Below are 18,527 nucleotides of genomic sequence, written 5' to 3'. Positions count from 1 at the left end.
GGGAGTTATCCACAGGGTCTGTTCCGGTGAAGGGGACGCCGGGTGGGCGTCCCCTTCGGGGTGTTAGCGGGGTGTGGCGGGGGCTGGTGTGGGGGGTGCGGTAGTGGCGGTTTGGTCGTCGATGTCGCCGACCGCGCCGCTGAACTGGGCGTTGTAGAGGCGGGCGTAGGCGCCGTTGGTGGTGAGGAGTTGGTGGTGGGTGCCCTGTTCGACGATGGAGCCGTTCTCCATCACCAGGATCAGGTCGGCGTCGCGGATCGTGGACAGGCGGTGGGCGATCACGAAGCTGGTCCGGTCCGAGCGCAGGGCGGCCATCGCGCGCTGCACCAGCACCTCGGTCCGGGTGTCGACCGAGCTGGTCGCCTCGTCCAGGATCAGCAGTTGCGGGTCGGCCAGGAACGCCCGGGCGATGGTGAGCAACTGCTTCTCACCGGCGCTGACGTTGCTGCCTTCCTCGTCGATCACCGTGTCGTACCCGTCCGGCAGGCTGTGCACGAACCGGTCGACGTACGTCGCCTTGGCCGCGGCGAGCATGTCCTCCTCGGTCGCGTTCAGGTTGCCGTACAGGATGTTGTCCCGGATCGTGCCGCCGAACAGCCAGGTGTCCTGCAGCACCATGCCGATGCGAGACCGCAGGTCGTGTCGGGTCAGCTCGGTGATGTCGACCCCGTCCAGGGTGATCCGGCCGCCGTTCAGCTCGTAGAACCGCATGATCAGGTTGACCAGCGTGGTCTTGCCGGCCCCGGTCGGGCCGACGATCGCCACCGTCTGACCGGGCTCCGCGACCAGGCTCAGGTCGGTGATCAGCGGCTTGTCCGGGTCGTACGAGAACGACACGTGCTCGAACTCGACCCGTCCCCGCGAGTCGGTCACCTGCGCCGGCGTCTTGTCGTCCGGCACCTGCTCCTTGGCGTCCAGCACCTCGAAGACGCGCTCGGCGGAGGCGACCCCGGACTGCAGCAGGTTCGCCATCGAGGCCACCTGGGTGAGTGGCTGGGTGAACTGACGCGAGTACTGGATGAACGCCTGGACATCACCGAGGGACATCGTGCCGGAGGCGACCCGCAGACCGCCGACCACCGCGATCACCACGTAGTTGACGTTCCCGATGAACATCATCAGCGGCATGATCAGGCCGGAGATGAACTGCGCCCCGAACGCGGCCTGGTACAGCTCCTCGTTCTTCTTCGCGAACTCGGCCTCGATCTCCTTCTGCCGGCCGAAGACCTTCACCAGCTCGTGCCCGGTGAACGCCTCCTCGATCTGGCCGTTCAGCGCACCGGTGTGACGCCACTGCGCGACGAACTTGGTCTGGGACCGTTTGGCGATCGCCGCGGTCACCACCATCGAGATCGGGATGGTGACGAGGGCGATCAGCGCCAGCAGCGGCGAGACCACGAACATCATCGTCACCACGCCGATCACGGTCAGCAGCGAGGTGAGCAACTGGCTCAGCGTCTGCTGGAGGCTGGTCGAGATGTTGTCGATGTCGTTCGTCACCCGGCTGAGCAGCTCACCACGTGGCGCGCCGTCGAAGTAGCTGAGCGGCAACCGGTTCAGCTTCGCCTCCACCTCGGCGCGCAGGTCGTAGATCGTCTGCTGGACGATGCCGTTCAGGACATAGCCCTGCAGCCAGGACAGCAGGAACGCACCGGCGTACAGGCCCAGGACCAGCAGCAGGACGTTGCGCAGGGCATCGAAGTCGATCCCGACCCCCGGAATCAGGTCGATCCCCTGGAGCAGGTCCGCGAACCGGCCGTTGCCGGCGGCCCGGGTCTGCTCGATCACCTGCTCCTTGGTCTGCCCGCTCGGCAGCTGCTTGCCGATCGCGCCGGCGAAGATGATGTCGGTCGCCTTGCCGAGGATCTTCGGGCCGAGGACCGACAGGCCGACACTGAAGACGGCGAGCAGGATGACCCCGAACACCTGCACCCGGTGCGGTCGCAGCCGGCCGAGCAGCCGCTTCGCGGACGGGACGAAGTTCATCGACTTGTCCCCCGGGATCCCACCTGGTGGCCCGAACGCCCGCCCGGTCGTCGGCCGCTCGGTCGCCTTGACCGTCACCGACGTACTCCCTTCGGCCGGAGGCCGAGCCTGTCCGTTCGCGGAGACCGGCGGTGTCTGCTTGTCGTCGTTCACGCCGCCTCCTCCGCGGAACGCTGGGACTCGACGATCTCGACGTACGTCGGGCAACTGTCGAGCAACTCGTCATGGGTGCCCTTGCCGACGATCGCGCCGTCCTCGATGACGACGATCTGGTCGGCGTCGACGATGGTCGACACCCGCTGCGCGACGATCACCAGGCACGCGTCCGCCGTCACCGGCCGCAGCGCTGCCCGCAACCGGGCGTCGGTGGACAGGTCGAGTGCGGAGAACGAGTCGTCGAACAGGTAGATCTCCGGCTTGCGGACCAGGGCCCGGGCGATCGCGAGCCGCTGCCGCTGACCGCCGGACACGTTCGTCCCGCCCTGCGCGATGGGAGCGTTCAGCCCCTCCGGCATCGCCTCGACGAAGTCCTTGCCCTGGGCAATCTCCAGCGCTTCCCACAGCTCGTCGTCGGTAGCGTCCGGGTTGCCGTAGCGCAGGTTGCTCGCGACGGTGCCGGAGAACAGGTACGGGCGCTGTGGCACCAGGCCGATGCGCTCCCAGAGAGCCTCCGGCTCGATCTCCTTGACATCGATTCCATCAACCAGCACCCGGCCCGCGGTGGCGTCGAACAACCGCGGCACCAGCGAGAGCAGCGTGGTCTTGCCGGCGCCGGTGCTGCCGATGATCGCCGTGGTCTGGCCCGGCGCGGCGACGAAGCTGATGTCCCGCAGGACCGGCTCGGCCGCACCCGGGTACTGGAACGAGGCGTTCTCGAAGACCAGCTGGCCGCGGCCGGTGAAGGTCCGGATCGGGGTGACCGGCGGCTTGACCGAGGACTCGGTGTCCAGCACCTCGGCGATCCGGTCCGCGCAGACCGACGCGCGCGGCACCATGATCATCACGAACGTCGCCATCATCACCGAGAACAGGATCTGGATCAGGTAGCTCAGGAAGGCGGTCAGCGCACCGACCTCCATCGCCCCGTTCTCCACCCGGGAGGCGCCGAACCAGAGCACCGCCACGCTGGACAGGTTCAGGATCAGCATCACCACCGGGAAGACCAGCGCCATCAGCCGGCCGGCCCGGATCGCCGTGTCGGTGAGGTTTCCGTTCGCCTCGGCGAACCGCTCCACCTCGTGCGGTTCGCGGACGAAGGCGCGGACCACCCGGATCCCGGTGATCTGCTCGCGCAGCACGCGGTTCACGCCGTCGACGTTCTTCTGCATCTTGCGGAACTGCGGGACCATCCGGCTGGCGATGAAACCGACCGATGCCGCCAGCAACGGTACGGCGACCGCCACCAGCCAGGACAGGCCGACATCCTCCCGGATCGCCATCACCACCCCGCCGACCATCGTGATCGGCGCGGCCACCAGCATCGTGCAAGTGGTGACCACCAGCATCTGGATCTGGGTCACGTCGTTGGTGCTGCGGGAGATCAGTGTCGGCGCACCGAACTGGTTCACCTCACGGGCGGAGAACTCCCCGACCCGGTGGAAGACCGCGGCCCGGACGTCGCGGCCGAACAGGGCCGCCGTCTTCGCGCCGAAGTACACCGCGCCGAACGTGCACACGATCTGCGCCAGGCTGACGCCGAGCATCCAGCCACCGGTCTCCATGATGTAGCCGGTGTCGCCCTTGGCCACGCCGTTGTCGATGATGTCGGCGTTCAGGCTGGGCAGGTAGAGGGAGGCGATCGTCCCGATCAGCTGCAGGACGACCACCAGGGTCAGGTTTCCCGCGTACGGCCGCAAATGCGTACGCAAGACGCGAAGTAGCATCAAACATCCCCGGAGTCGTGGTTGCGAGGACCGTCGAGGGCCAACTCGGCGGTCTCCTGGGCGGTCGGCCGACTGTCACGCTGCCGGAGGCCGTCGAGGGCGAAGTCGACGATCTCCTCGGCGGACAGCACGACGCCGCCCGAAATCAGTGGGTGGGTGGCGGAGAAGGTGATCAGGCCGATCCGGCGGACCACCTCCTCGGGCGGGAAGCGCAACTGGTCGGCGTCCGGCCGGAGCAGGTCGGCGAACGCCGCGTTGGCCAGGTCGGACTGGCGCTTGCGCCGCGCCTCGTCCATCGGCCAGGACTTCGGCTCCGGCGGCTTGCGCATCCGCAGCGCGAACATCAGCTTGAAGACGCCGCGCAGCCGGGTCTGGCCGACGTCGACCGCGGCGATCATCCGCTCCCGCAGCGGCAGTGAGCGGTCGATCCGCTCCAGCGCTCTGATCAGGTCGGTGGTGTCGAACGCGGTCGCCATCGCAGCGTCGATCAAGGCTTCCTTGCTGCCGAAGGCACGAAAGATGGTGCCCTCGGCAATCCCGGCCGCCTCGGCGATCTGCTTGGTGCTCACCTCGGTGCCGAACTCCTCCAGCAACGGCAGGGCGGCTTTGACGATGGCCGCGCGCCGCTCCTCGGGAGGCAGTGGTGTCGCTCGTGGTGTCACGCCGTCGAGGTTAACTGAGTGAGTACTCACTCACAACTGGATTCACCCTTTCGGACCGGACCGGTTCTCGACCAGCGCGGATACGCCGTCCAGCAGCCGGTTCAGACCGTATTCGAACGCATGATCGGCATCGTACGGGGCGTCGAACTCATTCCCGACCGCGGTCCCGACCCGGGAAGCGAGCGGAAACTTCTGCGCGTCGCCGATCTTGTCCAGGTGCGGGACGTGCGCCAGCCACCACTCCTTGTCGGTCATCCCCGACCGCTGGATCACCTGCCGCGCCTCCACCGCGGTTCGTACGGCGCCGTGCACGTAACCGTTGACCAGCGCGACAGTCGCGTCCATCTCGATGTCGGTCAGGCCGATCCCCTCGACGGCGGCCAGCTCGTACTCGTACTTGGCCATCACGTTCGGCCCGAGGGGCGGACGGGTGACGGCGACCTGGAGCAACCAGGGATGGCGGAGATAGAGCTCGCGGTTCTCCCGGGCGACCTCGTCGAGCCTGGCCCGCCAGTGGCCGTCAACCTCGCGCCGCGGCAGTTCGCCGTACACGGTGTCGAGCATGACGTCGAGGAGCTCGGCCTTGCCCGGGAAGTAGCGGTACAGCGTCATCGCCCCGGCCCCGAGCTCGTCGGCGACCCGCCGCATTGACATGCCGCCGATCCCCTCGGCATCCGCGATCCGCAGCGCGGCCTCGACGATCCCCTCCACGGTGAGCGCCGGCTTGGGCCCGCGAGTCGGCTGCGGCCGGCGCCGCCAGAGCAGTTCGAGACTCTTCGCCGGGTCACCGCTGCCGGTGTACTCCTGATTCATGTGCGTGTTTTCTTCCCGAGTGGTTACACTCTCCGGGTTACTTCGTACAGCGTACTCAGTTGACCGGGGGCGGTGGGGTGGGGAAGGAATTCAGTACAGGAATTCGGTTGACCTCAAGGATTGTTGAGGTTCTAGGGTCGGAAACTGTCGGTGGTCTGCGGGATCATCGGCTCCTCCTAATCAACCGAGCCGCCGGAGTCTCGCCGTGAGTATGGAAATGACCGCGTGGACGTCGATGTACCACGCGATGCACCGACAGGACGAGAAGCGCCCGTTCTCGCGCGCGACGCTGAAACGCATCCTGGCCTTCGCGCGCCCGCACCGGCGCGCGCTGAGCCTCTTCCTGGTGCTGAGCGTCGGCGCCGCTGTCCTCGCGGTGGCGACGCCGGTGCTGGCCGGGCGGGTGGTCGACGCGATCGTCGGCGCCAAACCGTTCAGCACAGTGCTGTGGCTCGCCGTACTGATCGCGGTGATCGCGGTCGCGGAGGCCGGGATCGGGCTGCTGACCCGTTGGCTGTCCGCGCGGATCGGTGAAGGGCTGATCCTCGACCTGCGGACCGCCGTGTTCGACCACATCCAGCGGATGCCGATCGCGTTCTTCACCCGGACCCGGACCGGTGCGCTGGTCTCCCGGCTCAACAACGACGTGATCGGCGCGCAGCGCGCCTTCAGCGACACGCTCTCGGGCGTGGTCAGCAACCTGGTGATGCTGGTGCTGACCCTGGTCGTGATGCTGCGGGTGTCGTGGCAGATCACCTTGCTCGCGCTGGTGATCCTGCCGATCTTCGTCATCCCGGCGCGCCGGATCGGGAACCGGCTGGCCGCGCTGGAGCGGGAGGCGGCGAACTACAACGCCACGATGAGCACGCAGATGACCGAGCGGTTCTCGGCTCCGGGTGCGACGCTGGTGAAGCTGTTCGGCCGGCCGTCGCGGGAGTCGCTGGAGTTCGCGATCCGGGCGCGGCGGGTGCGGGACATCGGCGTCCGGACGGCGATGGTGCAGTGGGTGTTCGTCACCTCGCTGACCCTGGTGTCGGCGCTCGCGCTGGCCGTGGTCTACGGGCTGGGCGGGTTCTACGCGTTGCGCGACCAGCTCGACGCCGGTGCCGTCGTCTCGATGGCGCTGCTGCTGACCCGGCTGTACTCGCCGCTGACCGCGCTGGCGAGTGCGCGACTCGAGGTGATGACAGCGCTGGTCAGCTTCGAGCGCGTCTTCGAGGTGCTCGATCTCGAGCCGCTGATCAAGGAGAAGCCGGACGCCGGCCGCGTGCCGGACGGCCCGGTGTCGGTCGAGTTCTCCCACGTGCACTTCGCGTACCCGTCGGCCGAGAAGGTCTCGCTGGCGTCGCTGGAGGAGGTCGCCAAGCTGGACACCCGCGGCGGCGTCGAGGTGCTGCACGACCTGTCGTTCCGTGCCGAGCCCGGGCAGATGGTCGCGCTGGTCGGCTCGTCCGGCGCCGGCAAGTCGACGATCGCCCAGCTCATCCCCCGCTTGTACGACGTCGACTCGGGGTCGGTGCGGTTGGCCGGGGTCGACGTACGGGACGTGACCGCGGAGTCGTTGCGGGACACCCTCGGCATGGTCACCCAGGACGGGCACCTGTTCCACGACAGCATCCGGGAGAACCTGCTGCTGGCCCGGCCGGAGGCGACCGAGGACGAGCTGTGGGACGCACTGACCCGGGCGCGGCTGGGTGAGTTGATCAGGTCGTTGCCGGATCAGCTGGACACGGTCGTCGGCGAGCGGGGGTACCGGTTGTCGGGCGGTGAGCGGCAGCGGTTGACGATCGCTCGGCTGCTGCTGGCTCAGCCACGGGTCGTCATCCTCGACGAGGCAACGGCCGCGCTGGACTCCACCAACGAGGCCGCGGTGCAGGCCGCCCTGACCGAGGCGCTGGAAGGTCGCACCGCGGTTGTCATCGCGCATCGGCTGTCGACGATTCGGGCCGCGGACCAGATCCTCGTGATCGAGGACGGGCGGATCGTCGAGCAGGGCACGCATACGGAACTGCTGGCCGCCGGGGGTCGGTACGAGGAGCTCTACCGGACCCAGTTCGACCAGCCGGCCACGGGGACCGCCGACGCGGAGGTGGTCGCGGTCTGAGGGGCTGTGCGGGATCGGGTGATCGGCGTTGTGACGAGCTAGGAGGGTGTCGGGGTTGGCGAGTGCGGGGCAACAGGAGCTGGCTGGTTGTGCGGTGGTCTTCAGGCCGGCTGATCCGCCACGAGAAGGCCGAGTGTGCTTCTGGGAGCCGGACGGGGGTGACCTCCCACTCGGTGTGGGTGACCAGACGAGGCTCGACCTGATCGTTGACTCGGAGCCGGTGACCGTTCGGGCGGTCGAGCTTCCGGTCGCCGGAGCAGTTCCGCTGCTCGGCCGTGCCCGCCGGACACCCGGTGCACACTCGTCGGCCGCCTTCTGGGGTGGTGCCGCACTGGCCGCCCTCCAACTGGTTGCCCGTGGCAAGCTGCTTCCCGGCGTCTCCCCCGACGGCCACGACGCCTGGCGGGTCGGCCCACTCGACGCCGCCGACGTGACCCGTCTCCTCGCCCTGGCCGAGTCGATGCCGCCGGCCGCGCGCGCACTCCCCCTGCCAGGAGACGACGTTCGGCTCCCCGTGGCGGAAGATCTCCTGCGAGGCTTTCTGGACGCTGTCGCAGACGGCATGCCCCGGTCGCCGGCTGCGGCGAAAGCCCACCGGACCAGCCTCTTCACCAGCACGAAACCTCAGCGGACCGAGCGGCTGCGGTCATGGGCCGACGAGGTGTCGGTGGGGCTGGACAGCGGGGTGCGGATCTCGTTGCGGATCGAGCTACCCGAGTCGATGGCGTTCCGGGCGGTGGTCCAGTTGCACAGCCTGCAGGATCCGACGCTCGTCCGGGACGCGGGTGACGTGTGGGCGGAGGACATCGCGGGGTTCGGGCCGCGGGCGCGGATCGACGCGACGTTGGCGATTCGGCGGGCCGGGCGGGTCTGGACGCCGCTGGGCCGGCTGCTGGAGTCCGCCGTCCCGGATCGGATGGAGTTGTCCGACGAAGAGGTCGGTGACCTGCTGGCCGGTGGAGCGCAGCGGCTGGCCGCTGCCGGGGTCGACCTGCATTGGCCGCGCAGCCTTGGCCGCGCACTCACGGCACGGGCGGCGATCACGTCGTCCGACGGGCCGCCGAGTGACCTGCCCAGCTTCTTCGGCGGGGACGCGACGCTCGACTTCAGCTGGCAGGTTGCGCTCGGCAACGATCCGCTGACCGAGGCGGAGATGGACCAGCTGGCCGAGGCGACCCGCCCGGTGGTCCGGCTGCGCGATCAATGGATGCTGATCGATCCCGACCTGGCGCGCAAGGCGCGGGAGCGGATCCTCAAGCCGGTGACGGCGATCGATGCCCTCGGCGCCGCGCTCACCGGCACCACCGAGATCGACGGCCGCCAGATCGCGGTGAAGCCGACCCAGTGGCTCGAGGACCTCCGCGCCAGGATCGCCGACCCCGACCGTGCCGACGAGCCGATCGAGGCTCCCGCCGGTCTGCAGGCGACGCTGCGCGATTACCAGCTCCGCGGTCTTCGCTGGCTGGCCCGGATGACCTCGCTCGGTCTCGGCGGGTGCCTGGCCGACGACATGGGTCTGGGCAAGACGATCACGCTCATCTCGCTCCACCTGCACCGCCAGACCTCGGCCGGCACCGCCGGCCCGACCCTCGTCGTCTGCCCCGCCTCGTTGCTCGGCAACTGGGAGCGTGAGGTCCATCGGTTCGCGCCAGGTACGCCGGTACGCCGCTTCCACGGGTCGGCGCGATCACTCGACGGCGCCGACGACGGCTTCGTGCTGACGACGTACGGCACCTTGCGGCGCGACGCCGTACGGCTGGCTGCGCATCGGTGGGCGCTGGTCGTCGCGGACGAGGCGCAGCACGTGAAGAACCCGTCGTCCGGTACGGCGAAGGCGTTGCGGACCGTGCCGTCGCAGGCCCGGGTGGCGCTGACCGGTACGCCGGTGGAGAACAACCTGTCCGAGTTGTGGGCGATCCTCGACTGGACCACGCCCGGGCTGCTCGGCCGGCTCGGCACCTTCCGGAACCAGTGGGCGGCGCCGATCGAGGCCGACAAGGACGAGGAGGTCGCGCAGCGGCTGGCCAAGCTCGTCCGCCCGTTCCTGCTCCGGCGGCGCAAGTCCGATCCTGGTATCGCGCCGGAGCTGCCGCCGAAGACCGAGACGGATCAGCCGGTCTCGCTCACCCGCGAGCAGGCCGCGCTGTACGAGGCGACCGTCCGCGAACTGATGGCCGAGGTGAAGGCGAGCGACCGGATGGCGCGGCGCGGCCTGATCGTGAAGCTGCTGACCGGGCTCAAGCAGATCTGCAACCACCCGGCGCAGTACCTGAAGGAAGGCGAGGCAGCGCGGCTGACCGGACGGTCCGGCAAGCTCGAGCTGCTCGACGAGCTGCTGGAGACGATCCTCGCTGAAGACGGCGCGGTCCTCGTCTTCACCCAGTACGTCGCGATGGCGCGGCTGCTCGAGCGGCACCTGGCCGAGCGCGGCGTCGGCACCCAGTTGCTGCACGGCGGGACGCCGGTGCCCAAGCGTGAGGAGATGGTCGAGCGGTTCCAGGCGGGCGACGTGCCGGTGTTCCTGCTGTCGCTGAAGGCGGCCGGGACGGGGCTCAACCTGACCAGGGCGGATCATGTCGTGCACTACGACCGGTGGTGGAATCCCGCCGTCGAGGATCAGGCCACCGACCGCGCGTACCGGATCGGCCAGACCCGGCCGGTCCAGGTGCACCGATTGATTGCCGAAGGCACCATCGAGGACCGGATCGCCAGCATGCTGGCCAGCAAGCGCGAGCTGGCCGAGGCCGTCCTCGCCGGCGGCGAAGCAGCCCTGACCGAGCTGTCCGACGCCGAGCTGGCCGACCTGGTCGAGCTGCGAGGTGGGCTGCGATGACTGAGGCACAAGGGTTCCCGGCGTTCGAGGCTCAGCGGCGGAGCACCCGCGGGCGATCGTGGTGGGCGCGAGCCTGGGTGCAGGCCCTGGAGGACACGTCGCTGGACTCGGACCAGCTGCGGAGGGGCCGGCGGTACGCGAACTCCGGGCAGGTCGGGACGATCACGATCAGCCCGGGCCGGATCGCGGCGACGGTCTACTCCCCCGAGGACACCTACGAAGCCGTCGTTCGGGTGGACGAGCTGAGCGAGGACGAGTGGAGTCGCTTCCTCGATCAGGTCGCGGAGCGGGCCGGTCACATCGCCGCGCTGCTGGACGGCGAGATGCCCCACGACCTGGTCGAGGCGGCGTCCGACGCGGGCGTTCCGCTCCTCCCGGGCATCGGCGACCTCGATCCCAGCTGCACCTGTGACGGCTGGGAGCTGCCCTGCCAGCATGCCGCCGGACTCTGCTACCAGGTCGCCTGGCTGCTCGACTCGGACCCGTTCGTCCTGCTCCTCCTGCGAGGTCGCTCCCGCGAGGAACTGCTCGACCAGCTCCAGAGCCGCAGTCAGCAGCCCACAGTTGAGGTGCAGCCAGGTTTGTCGCCTGACGAGGTTCTCGAGACCCCGGTTGGTGAGTTGCCGGACGTACCGGAGCTTCCGGCCAAGGTGACACTCGACGAGTTGGCGGTCAGCGGCATCGAGCCGCCGCAAGGCTTCGCGCCCGTGACACTCCCGCTGCTGGTCCTCGACGCCTCGCGACGGGCACGCGCGCTCCTCAACGCCCTGCTCCATGGCACACCCGAGCCGCAACCGCTCGACGAGTGGCAGGACGGTGTACGTCTGGCCGCCGACTTCCCCGAGCTCACCGACTCACTGGCCGAGGGCTCCCCCGAAGACCTTGCCCTCGGCATCCAAGCTTGGAGGTACGGCGGCGCGCCCGGGCTCGATGTCCTCGAACACACCTGGTCGCCCGACCCGGCCGACCTGGCCCGGGCCCGGACCGAACTCGTCGCCGCCGAGCTCACCGTCGAGATCCTGGACAACCGCATCACCGTGGGCGCGGACACCCAGCTTCGGCTCGATCGGCACGGGCGCTGGCACCCGTACCGTCGCGTCGGCGAGACCTGGACGCCGACCGCGCCGGCGACCGCGGATCCGCTCACCGCACTGGCCACGGACTGGTAAATCCCGTGCACCCGGGGCATCGGGCCGGATAAGGTGACGCCGACTTCGGAGACGTGAAGGAGGTGAGTTGATGACCGCGTCAGCGGGCGCTGCAGTTCGTGCTGCCGCCATTCCGGTCGTCCAATTCACTGAGGGTTCCGTCTGACGCGGAACCCCTTGCCCGAAAGGGATTCTCCGTTGTCCATCACCTGGAAGACCCGCGCCGAGACCAGCGCGGACATCGAGCCCATCCGTGAGCTCACCCGGCGGGCGTTCGGCCGGCAGTTCGAGGTCGACTTCCTCGACGCGCTGCGCGCCGACCCGGTCGCCTGGATCGACGGCCTGTCGTTCGTCGCGACGGTGAACGACGAGCCCGTCGCTCACGCGCTGCTGACCCCGGCCATGTCGGCAAGGCGCCCGTCCTGTCTCTCGGGCCGGTCGCGGTGCTGCCGTCGTACCAGCGTCAAGGCGCGGGCAGTGCGGCCGTGATCGCGGCGCTCGGCACAGCGCGTGATCGTGGTGAGCAATCCGTGGTTGTGCTCGGGCATGCCGAGTACTACCCGCGGTTCGGATTCCGGCAGGCCACCGAGTTCGGCATCCATCACCCGGAGTTCGACGGGCCGAACCTGATGGCACTCTCGCTCACCGGTGACACCGTGCCGGCGGGAGATCTCCGCTACCCGGTGAACGCGTAACGCAGGACCGCCGGGAGGCGTACTCCGCCTCCCGGCGGCGCTCGACCGTTCACTACGAACGACGGCAGGCGGTCGTAAAGGGTTCACCCAGACTCGCCGATTCACTTGCGCAACCACCTTGTATACATGAAACAGTCGTGACGACCGCTTACTCAGGAGGTGGCGATTGACATCTGCCGGACGGTCGTGCCGGAACAGCGCATGATCGGCGAAGGCGGACACCAGGTCGCCTGTCACCTGGTCGAGGATGACGGGCACCGGTGCTGATGCACGCACAGTCGAAGGAGTTACCCGATGACAGTATTGATGCCACGCCTCGGGCGCGGCGGGTCATGGGGCTTTGACTCCCGCCCTTCCCTCGTCGCTGTGCCTTCGGCCGGGCCTTCGGCGCCGGCGGGTCATGGGGCCCTTGGCTCCCGCCCTTCCCTCGTCACTCCGGTCGCTGCGCTCCCTCCGCTCCTCAGTCCAGGGCGGGAGGGCCCCACGACCGTCGCTTCGCTCCCTACGCTCCTCAGTCCAGGCCGGGAGGCCCCATGACCTTCACCACCCGGCCCACGCTGCGCGGTACGTTCGGGATGGTCTCGTCCACGCATTGGCTGGCGTCGCAGTCGGCCATGCGCATCCTGGAGCTCGGCGGCAACGCCTTCGACGCGGCGGCTGCTGCAGGGTTCGTGCTGCACGTGGTGGAGCCGCACCTCAACGGTCCGGGCGGTGAGGTGCCGGCGATCATCGCCACCGCCGAAGACCCGAGACCGCGTGTGCTGTGCGGTCAGGGTGTCGCTCCGGCCGGTGCGACGATCGAGCACTTCCGCTCACTCGGTCTGTCGCTCATCCCCGGCTCCGGGCCTCTCGCGGCGGCTGTGCCTGGTGCTGTCGACGCATGGCTGCTCCTGTTGCGTGACCACGGCAGCATGCCGCTGCGCGTCGTACTGGAGCCTGCTATCGACTACGCGCGTAACGGTCATCCGCTGGTCCCACGGGTCGGTGAGACCGTCGGCAGGGTGCAAGAGCTGTTTGAAGAGCACTGGCCGACGTCGGCGGCGCTTTGGTTGCAGGACGGGCGTCCGCCAAGCGGGATGTTCCGCAACGAGGCGTACGCCGCCACGCTCGAGAAGCTCGTCCTGGAAGGCGAAGCCGCCGGTGCGGATCGGCAAGCACAGGTGGAGGGGGCGCGGAAGGCCTGGCGGGAAGGGTTCGTCGCGGAAGCGATCGACAGGTTCTCGCGGCTGCCGCATCGGGACTCCAGCGGGTCCGATCACGGCGGGCTGATCACTGGCGACGACCTGGCAGGCTTCGAGGCAAGTTGGGAGGAGCCGGCCACCCTCGACTGGAACGGGTACACGGTCGCCAAGACCGGTCCGTGGGGGCAAGGTCCAGGGCTCCTGCAGTCGCTTGCTGTGCTCGCCGAGTTGGGTGAGGTCGATCTGGACAGCGCCGAGGGCGTGCACACGACGGTCGAGGTGATGAAGCTTTCGTACGCCGACCGCGAGGCCTGGTACGGCGACGGAGCCGACGTACCACTGAAGACGCTGCTCTCCCCCACGTACGCCGCCGAGCGGGCGAAGCTCATTGGTCCGGACGCATCGCGGGAACTGCGCCCGGGCCGGCCGGACGGTCGCGAGCCGAGTCTGCCGTCGGTTGTCGTCAGCAACGATCTCGGGGACGCGACGACCGGAGAGCCGACGGTGTCGTCGGAGGGCATGACTCGCGGGGACACCTGCCATGTCGACGTGATCGACCGGTGGGGCAACGTGATCTCCGCGACGCCGAGCGGCGGCTGGCTGCAGTCGTCGCCGACGATCCCTGAGCTTGGGTTCTGCCTCGGCAGCCGGTTGCAGATGTTCTGGCTGGAGGAAGGACTGGCGTCGTCGCTGGCTCCCGGTTTGCGGCCGCGGACCACGCTGACGCCGACGCTCGTACTGCGTGACGGGCAGCCGGTGCTTGCCTGCGGTTCACCCGGCGGAGACCAGCAGGACCAGTGGCAGTTGCTCTTCCTGCTGCGTCACCTGGGCGGCGGCATGGACCTCCAGGAGGCGATCGACGCGCCCGCCTGGCACACCACCGGCTTCCCGTCGTCGTTCTACCCGCGCGCGACCGAGCCGGGTGGTCTGGTGATGGAGAGCCGCCTAGGGCCTGCCATCCGCGACGAGTTGGTACGACGTGGGCACGTCGTCACCATGGGCGACGCGTGGAGCCTTGGCCGACTGTGCGCCGTACGCAAGGAGGCGGACGGCGTACTCGCCGCGGCCGCGAACCCACGCGGCATGCAGGGTTACGCGGTCGGCCGCTGAGCCTGTCCGTTGAGGGCCGCCTTCGCGGCGGCTTCGACGTGCAGGCGGGCGGCGGTCGTGGCGGCCGCGCGGTCGCCGGCCGCGATGGCGTCGACCAGGCGGATGTGTTCCTCCCACGAGTGCGGTGCGCGCTGGGCGGCGCCGACGCGGAAAACCCAGTGGACGTGGTGGTACAGCGCGGCCGACATCGACAGCAGCCAGCGGTTGGCGCTGACCGTGATGACGGCGCGGTGGAAGGCGCTGTTCAGCTCGGCGACCCGGTCGAAGTCCTTGGCCTCGGTCGCCTCGCTGGCGTCCGCCAGCAGCCTGCGCAACCGGTCGACGTCCTTCGGAGTCGCCCGCTCCGCCGCCAGGCCGGCGGCGAGCGTCTCCAGTTGCTCCCGTACTGCGAACAGATCGCGGACCGCGGTCTCGTCGAGTGTCGCCACCACGGCACCCCGTCGCGGCAGGATGTGCACGAAGCCCTCCGCCTCGACCACCCGCAGTGCTTCCCGGACCGGGTTGCGAGAGACCCCGAAGTCGTCGGCGAGCCGGGTCTCGGTGAGCCGCTCGCCCTGGGCGTAGTCGCCGTCCACGATCCGCCGGCGGAGCTCCGCGAGGACCTGCTCCCGCAACGCGACATGGTCCGCGCCGATCGTCCGCACCTCGCCCGTGTAGTCCACCCCGTCGACTCCTCTCCCCCGCTGCAGTATTCGCAGCACGCTAGCGGATGCGGGGTCGCGACGGAACGTGATCCCGGAGCGGCGCTATCTTGGCTGCTTGAGCATCAGACTGACTCCCCTCACGGATCCCGACTACCGGCCGTTCAGCCGCCGGATCGCCTGGCTTGCCGCCGACAGCGACGGCAACCCGGTCGGGTCGGCGTTCCTCCGGCTCAACAGCCGCGAGTCCAACTCTCATCTGGCCGAGCTCGAGCTGAACGTCCACCCGGCCGAGCGCCGGCGCCGCATCGGGTCGCAACTGCTGGACGCGGTCGTCGCCGGCGCCCGGGACCACGAAGTTCGCCTTCTGCTGGCCGACGCCAGGGTCGACTCCCCGGCCGACCGCTTCCTGGCGAAGCACGGCTTCACGGTCGGAGCCACGCTGATCTATGCGCGACTGCGGCTGGACGACGCCGGCATCGCCGTACCTCCTGAGCCCCCGGGTTATCGGCTGGTGTCCTGGCAGGGCGTCGTACCGGATGAGTGGGCGCAGACGTTCACCGACGCGCGGGCCGGGATGGACGACGCGCCGACGGGCGGGATCGCGTACGGCGAAGACGTCTGGGACGTCGAGCGGACCCGGTACGCCGCTCAGGTGATCGAGCAACGCGGCGAGCAGCTGAACACGATCGCAGCCGTCGAAGAGTCGACCGGCACGATCGCCGGCTTCAGCGAGCTCGTCGTACCGGGTGACGGCAAGGGCGAGGCCCAGCACTACGGCACCGCCGTACTCCCAGCCCACCGCGGGCACGGCCTCGCCCTGTGGATGAAGGCCGAGCAGATCCGCCAGACCCGCGACCGCTTCCCCGATCTCGACGCTCTTCTGACCGACACAGTCAGCACGAACGCCCCGATGCAGCGGATCAACGCCCGGCTCGGCTACCACCCCACCCACACCGACAACCGCCGCACCCTCGCCCTACATGAGCCCGGACAGGCGGTACAGCACTAACGAGCCGGCGACGGCTACGTTCAGGCTGGCGCCGGTGCCGATCATGGGGATCTCCACGACGAGGTCCAACTGGTCGAGGGCTTCGGGTGGGATACCGGTGCGCTCGTGCCCGAGCACGGCGATCGTGCGGTTGCGCGCCGGGGGCAGGTCGGCCAGGCGGATCGACTCGTCGGCGAGTTCGACCCCGACGATCGTGGTCACATCGTGGGCTTTCTGGTCGATCAGCCAGCGGATCGGGTCGTGGCCGGTCCAATGCACGCAAGCACGGCGCTTGAGCGTGTTGCCGCGGGCAAGCGCATCCGGCACCCACGGCAGCTTGGGTACGGCGAGGCAGGCCCCGACCGCGTCACACGTGCGCAGCAACGTGCCGAGGTTGACCTCGTGCTTCGGCCAGAGCGGCGCGATCAGCAGATGGTCCCAGCAGGAATGCGAATGGCGGCGACGCTGGCGTCGGAGGTCCTTCTTGCTCCGCACCCGGACCTGTGGGCCGCTCATCGAGCGACCGGGACAAACCTCCCGGCAGAAAACTCGTTCATCGGCAAGGCGCTTCGCGGCGCGCCCGGGCCATCGTCGATGATGTCGAGCGACCAGGATACGCGACTACTGGCCGAGGATCTTCTGGACCGCGGCTGTGGTGATGGGGTGGTAGCCGCGGCGTGCCTTGGTGAAGACCTCGGTGGCGAAGGCGCGGTCGGTTCCCGCCAGCGCGTGGTACACCGGTAGCACCAGCTTCATCCGCCCGACCTTGGTCAGGAAGGAGGCGAGATCGGCGTACGCCGCCTCATAGCTGCTCGCGGCAACGATCTGGTACCAGCGCCGGGCGATCTCGCCGTTCGCCGTACCGGTCAGACCGAACTCGCGGTCGAGTTGCTGGAGCTGCGTCGCGCCCAGCACGTCCGGAGCCGCGTCGAGGAACCTCAGCCACTCCTGTGTCGTCCATTGCGCCGCACCGGCCGGCAGCTCGCCGGTCGTCAGCCACAGGTTCCTTGCCTGGTCGACCACCAGGAAGCGGGCGGACACGGCCCGGCGGGCGAAGGCCGGGATGCCCGGTTCGTCGAGCCAGGCGGACAGCTCCTCGTCGGTCACCACGCCGGGGTGTTTGGCGAGCAGGTGTTCCTCGAGGTGCGCGACGAAGTCCTCGGAGTTGATACTGCGGAACGCGAACCGGTCGAAGTACCCGCGCAGGAACGGGTCGAACACCTCCCGCGAGAACCGCTCTTCCAGCCAGGACAGGAACCACGTCCCCTTGAGCGGACCGCACGACGTCGTGCCGTGGTACTCGGACCGGTGGTTCAGCCCGGGCAGCTCGACCGCCAGCTCGGCCGGCGTCAGCGGGTCCAGCTTGACCACCGTCGCGTGCTGCTTGATCGCCGTCTCCATCATCGCGAACTCGGTGCTATAGACGGCCTCGACGATCCGGTTCTCGACGTAGGCCGTGAAGCCTTCGTTCAGCCAGATGTCGTCCCAGCTGTCCTGGGTGACCAGGTTTCCGGACCAGCTGTGCGCCAGTTCGTGCGCGACCACGCTGACCAGCGACTTGTCCCCGATCACCACGGTCGGCGTCGCGAACGTCATCCGCGGGTTCTCCATGCCGCCGTACGGGAACGACGGCGGCAGCACGAGCAGGTCGTAGCGACCCCACCGGTACGGGCCGAACAGCGCCTCGGTGACCCGCATCATCTCCTCGGTGTCGGCGAACTCGGTCGCCGCCCGCTTCGCCATCTCGGGCTCGGCCCACACCCCGGTCCGTTCGCCGATCGGCTCGAACACCAGGTCACCGGCCGCGATGGCCAGCAGGTACGACGGAATCGGCTCGGGCATCACCACGTCGTACGAGCCGGTACGGCGTGACGTCGTACCGTTGTCCGCACTCATCAGCACCATCAGCTCCGGCGGAGCGGTCACGTGCGCGGAGTAGCTGAACCGCACGCCCGGAGTGTCCTGCACCGGGACCCAGCTGCGCGCGTGGATCGCCTGCGACTGGCTGAACATGAACGGCATCACGCCACCCGCGGTCATCGACGGCTCCAGCCACTGCAGGCCGGTCGCGGTCGGCGCGGTGCGGTAACTGACCCGGACCCGATGGTGCGACGCGGTGCGGATGTGCAGAGCGGAGCCCAGCTCGGGGTCGGGCACCGCCAGGCTGTACTCGAGCGGCTCCCAGCCGTCCGCCGTCGCACCCTCGACCGCAAGGACGGTCAGGTCACGGGTGTCGAGCACGAGCCGGTCACCGGCACCGGTCCAGGCGAGAGTGTGCGTGGCACTGCCGGCCAGCACCTTCTCGTCGAAGTCGAGCTCGAGATCGAGCTCGAGGTGGGTGGTCCGAACCATGGCAGGTTCGGCGTAGGAGTGGCGATCGTGCGTCACGGAAAACTCCCGGAGTCAGGTGTTCGGGGAACAGTACCCACGGGAGGCCCGGATCGGACGGCCAATCTGAGCCATCAGCACCACCGTGCCAA

General features: G+C 69.1%; 14 protein-coding genes. 7 read left to right on the top strand and 7 right to left on the bottom strand.

The window, feature by feature from the left end:
* Positions 1 to 63 precede the first annotated feature (63 nt).
* The 4 genes from AB0F43_RS24430 to AB0F43_RS24415 form a co-directional block, all read right to left on the bottom strand.
* Complete coding sequence (locus AB0F43_RS24430; RefSeq protein ID WP_360482048.1) at positions 64 to 1,986, bottom strand: ABC transporter ATP-binding protein; 1,923 nt, start codon at positions 1,984 to 1,986, stop codon at positions 64 to 66.
* Positions 1,987 to 2,135: 149 nt separating this feature from the next.
* Positions 2,136 to 3,869: an ABC transporter ATP-binding protein gene (locus AB0F43_RS24425; RefSeq protein WP_360481037.1), complete on the bottom strand. Its 1,734-nt coding sequence runs from the start codon at positions 3,867 to 3,869 to the stop codon at positions 2,136 to 2,138.
* Positions 3,869 to 4,531: a TetR/AcrR family transcriptional regulator gene (locus AB0F43_RS24420; protein ID WP_360481034.1), complete on the bottom strand. Its 663-nt coding sequence runs from the start codon at positions 4,529 to 4,531 to the stop codon at positions 3,869 to 3,871. The genes AB0F43_RS24425 and AB0F43_RS24420 overlap by 1 nt, the downstream gene beginning before the upstream one ends.
* Positions 4,532 to 4,573: 42 nt before the next feature.
* Positions 4,574 to 5,344: a TetR/AcrR family transcriptional regulator gene (locus tag AB0F43_RS24415; protein ID WP_360481031.1), complete on the bottom strand. Its 771-nt coding sequence runs from the start codon at positions 5,342 to 5,344 to the stop codon at positions 4,574 to 4,576.
* 217 nt (positions 5,345 to 5,561) lie between these two features.
* Here AB0F43_RS24415 and AB0F43_RS24410 point away from each other — a divergent pair, with 217 nt between their 5' ends.
* The 6 genes from AB0F43_RS24410 (at position 5,562) to AB0F43_RS24385 (ending at position 14,415) form a co-directional block, all read left to right on the top strand.
* Positions 5,562 to 7,448: an ABC transporter ATP-binding protein gene (locus tag AB0F43_RS24410; protein WP_360482045.1), complete on the top strand. Its 1,887-nt coding sequence runs from the start codon at positions 5,562 to 5,564 to the stop codon at positions 7,446 to 7,448.
* A gap of 175 nt (positions 7,449 to 7,623) precedes the next feature.
* Positions 7,624 to 10,281, top strand: a complete 2,658-nt coding sequence (locus AB0F43_RS24405; RefSeq protein ID WP_360481028.1) for a DEAD/DEAH box helicase — start codon at positions 7,624 to 7,626, stop codon at positions 10,279 to 10,281.
* Positions 10,278 to 11,450: an SWIM zinc finger family protein gene (locus AB0F43_RS24400; protein ID WP_360481025.1), complete on the top strand. Its 1,173-nt coding sequence runs from the start codon at positions 10,278 to 10,280 to the stop codon at positions 11,448 to 11,450. The genes AB0F43_RS24405 and AB0F43_RS24400 overlap by 4 nt, the downstream gene beginning before the upstream one ends.
* 177 nt (positions 11,451 to 11,627) lie before the next feature.
* Positions 11,628 to 11,918 carry a hypothetical protein gene (locus AB0F43_RS24395; RefSeq protein ID WP_360481022.1) on the top strand — a complete coding sequence of 97 codons (291 nt, stop codon included), beginning with the start codon at positions 11,628 to 11,630 and terminating at the stop codon, positions 11,916 to 11,918.
* Complete coding sequence (locus AB0F43_RS24390; protein ID WP_360481020.1) at positions 11,873 to 12,124, top strand: hypothetical protein; 252 nt, start codon at positions 11,873 to 11,875, stop codon at positions 12,122 to 12,124. Before AB0F43_RS24395 ends, AB0F43_RS24390 begins: the two co-directional genes overlap by 46 nt.
* A 533-nt stretch (positions 12,125 to 12,657) precedes the next feature.
* Positions 12,658 to 14,415, top strand: coding sequence for a gamma-glutamyltransferase family protein (locus AB0F43_RS24385; protein ID WP_360481017.1), 1,758 nt, complete (start codon positions 12,658 to 12,660; stop codon positions 14,413 to 14,415).
* Here the strand turns inward: AB0F43_RS24385 and AB0F43_RS24380 are convergent.
* Positions 14,397 to 15,077, bottom strand: a complete 681-nt coding sequence (locus AB0F43_RS24380) for a GntR family transcriptional regulator (RefSeq protein WP_360481014.1) — start codon at positions 15,075 to 15,077, stop codon at positions 14,397 to 14,399. The two genes, AB0F43_RS24385 and AB0F43_RS24380, sit on opposite strands and share 19 nt — an antisense overlap.
* A 97-nt stretch (positions 15,078 to 15,174) precedes the next feature.
* On the opposite strand from AB0F43_RS24380, the gene AB0F43_RS24375 reads away from it, so the two are divergent.
* Complete coding sequence (locus tag AB0F43_RS24375) at positions 15,175 to 16,068, top strand: GNAT family N-acetyltransferase (RefSeq protein WP_360481011.1); 894 nt, start codon at positions 15,175 to 15,177, stop codon at positions 16,066 to 16,068.
* On the opposite strand, the gene AB0F43_RS24370 is transcribed toward AB0F43_RS24375, so the two are convergent.
* Both AB0F43_RS24370 and AB0F43_RS24365 read right to left on the bottom strand, forming a co-directional pair.
* Entirely contained in the window at positions 16,036 to 16,563 is a 528-nt protein-coding gene (locus AB0F43_RS24370; RefSeq protein ID WP_360481008.1) for a TrmH family RNA methyltransferase, read from the bottom strand. The two genes, AB0F43_RS24375 and AB0F43_RS24370, sit on opposite strands and share 33 nt — an antisense overlap.
* 105 nt (positions 16,564 to 16,668) lie before the next feature.
* On the bottom strand, positions 16,669 to 18,435 hold the full coding sequence (locus AB0F43_RS24365; RefSeq protein WP_360481005.1) for a M1 family metallopeptidase: 1,767 nt from the start codon (positions 18,433 to 18,435) through the stop codon (positions 16,669 to 16,671).
* Positions 18,436 to 18,527 lie beyond the last annotated feature (92 nt).

The sequence above is a fragment of the Kribbella sp. NPDC023972 genome, assembly GCF_040639075.1.
GTDB lineage: Bacteria > Actinomycetota > Actinomycetes > Propionibacteriales > Kribbellaceae > Kribbella.
The sequence above is the reverse complement of the archived record's forward strand: the minus strand, read 5'-3'. Positions and strand labels throughout refer to the sequence as shown.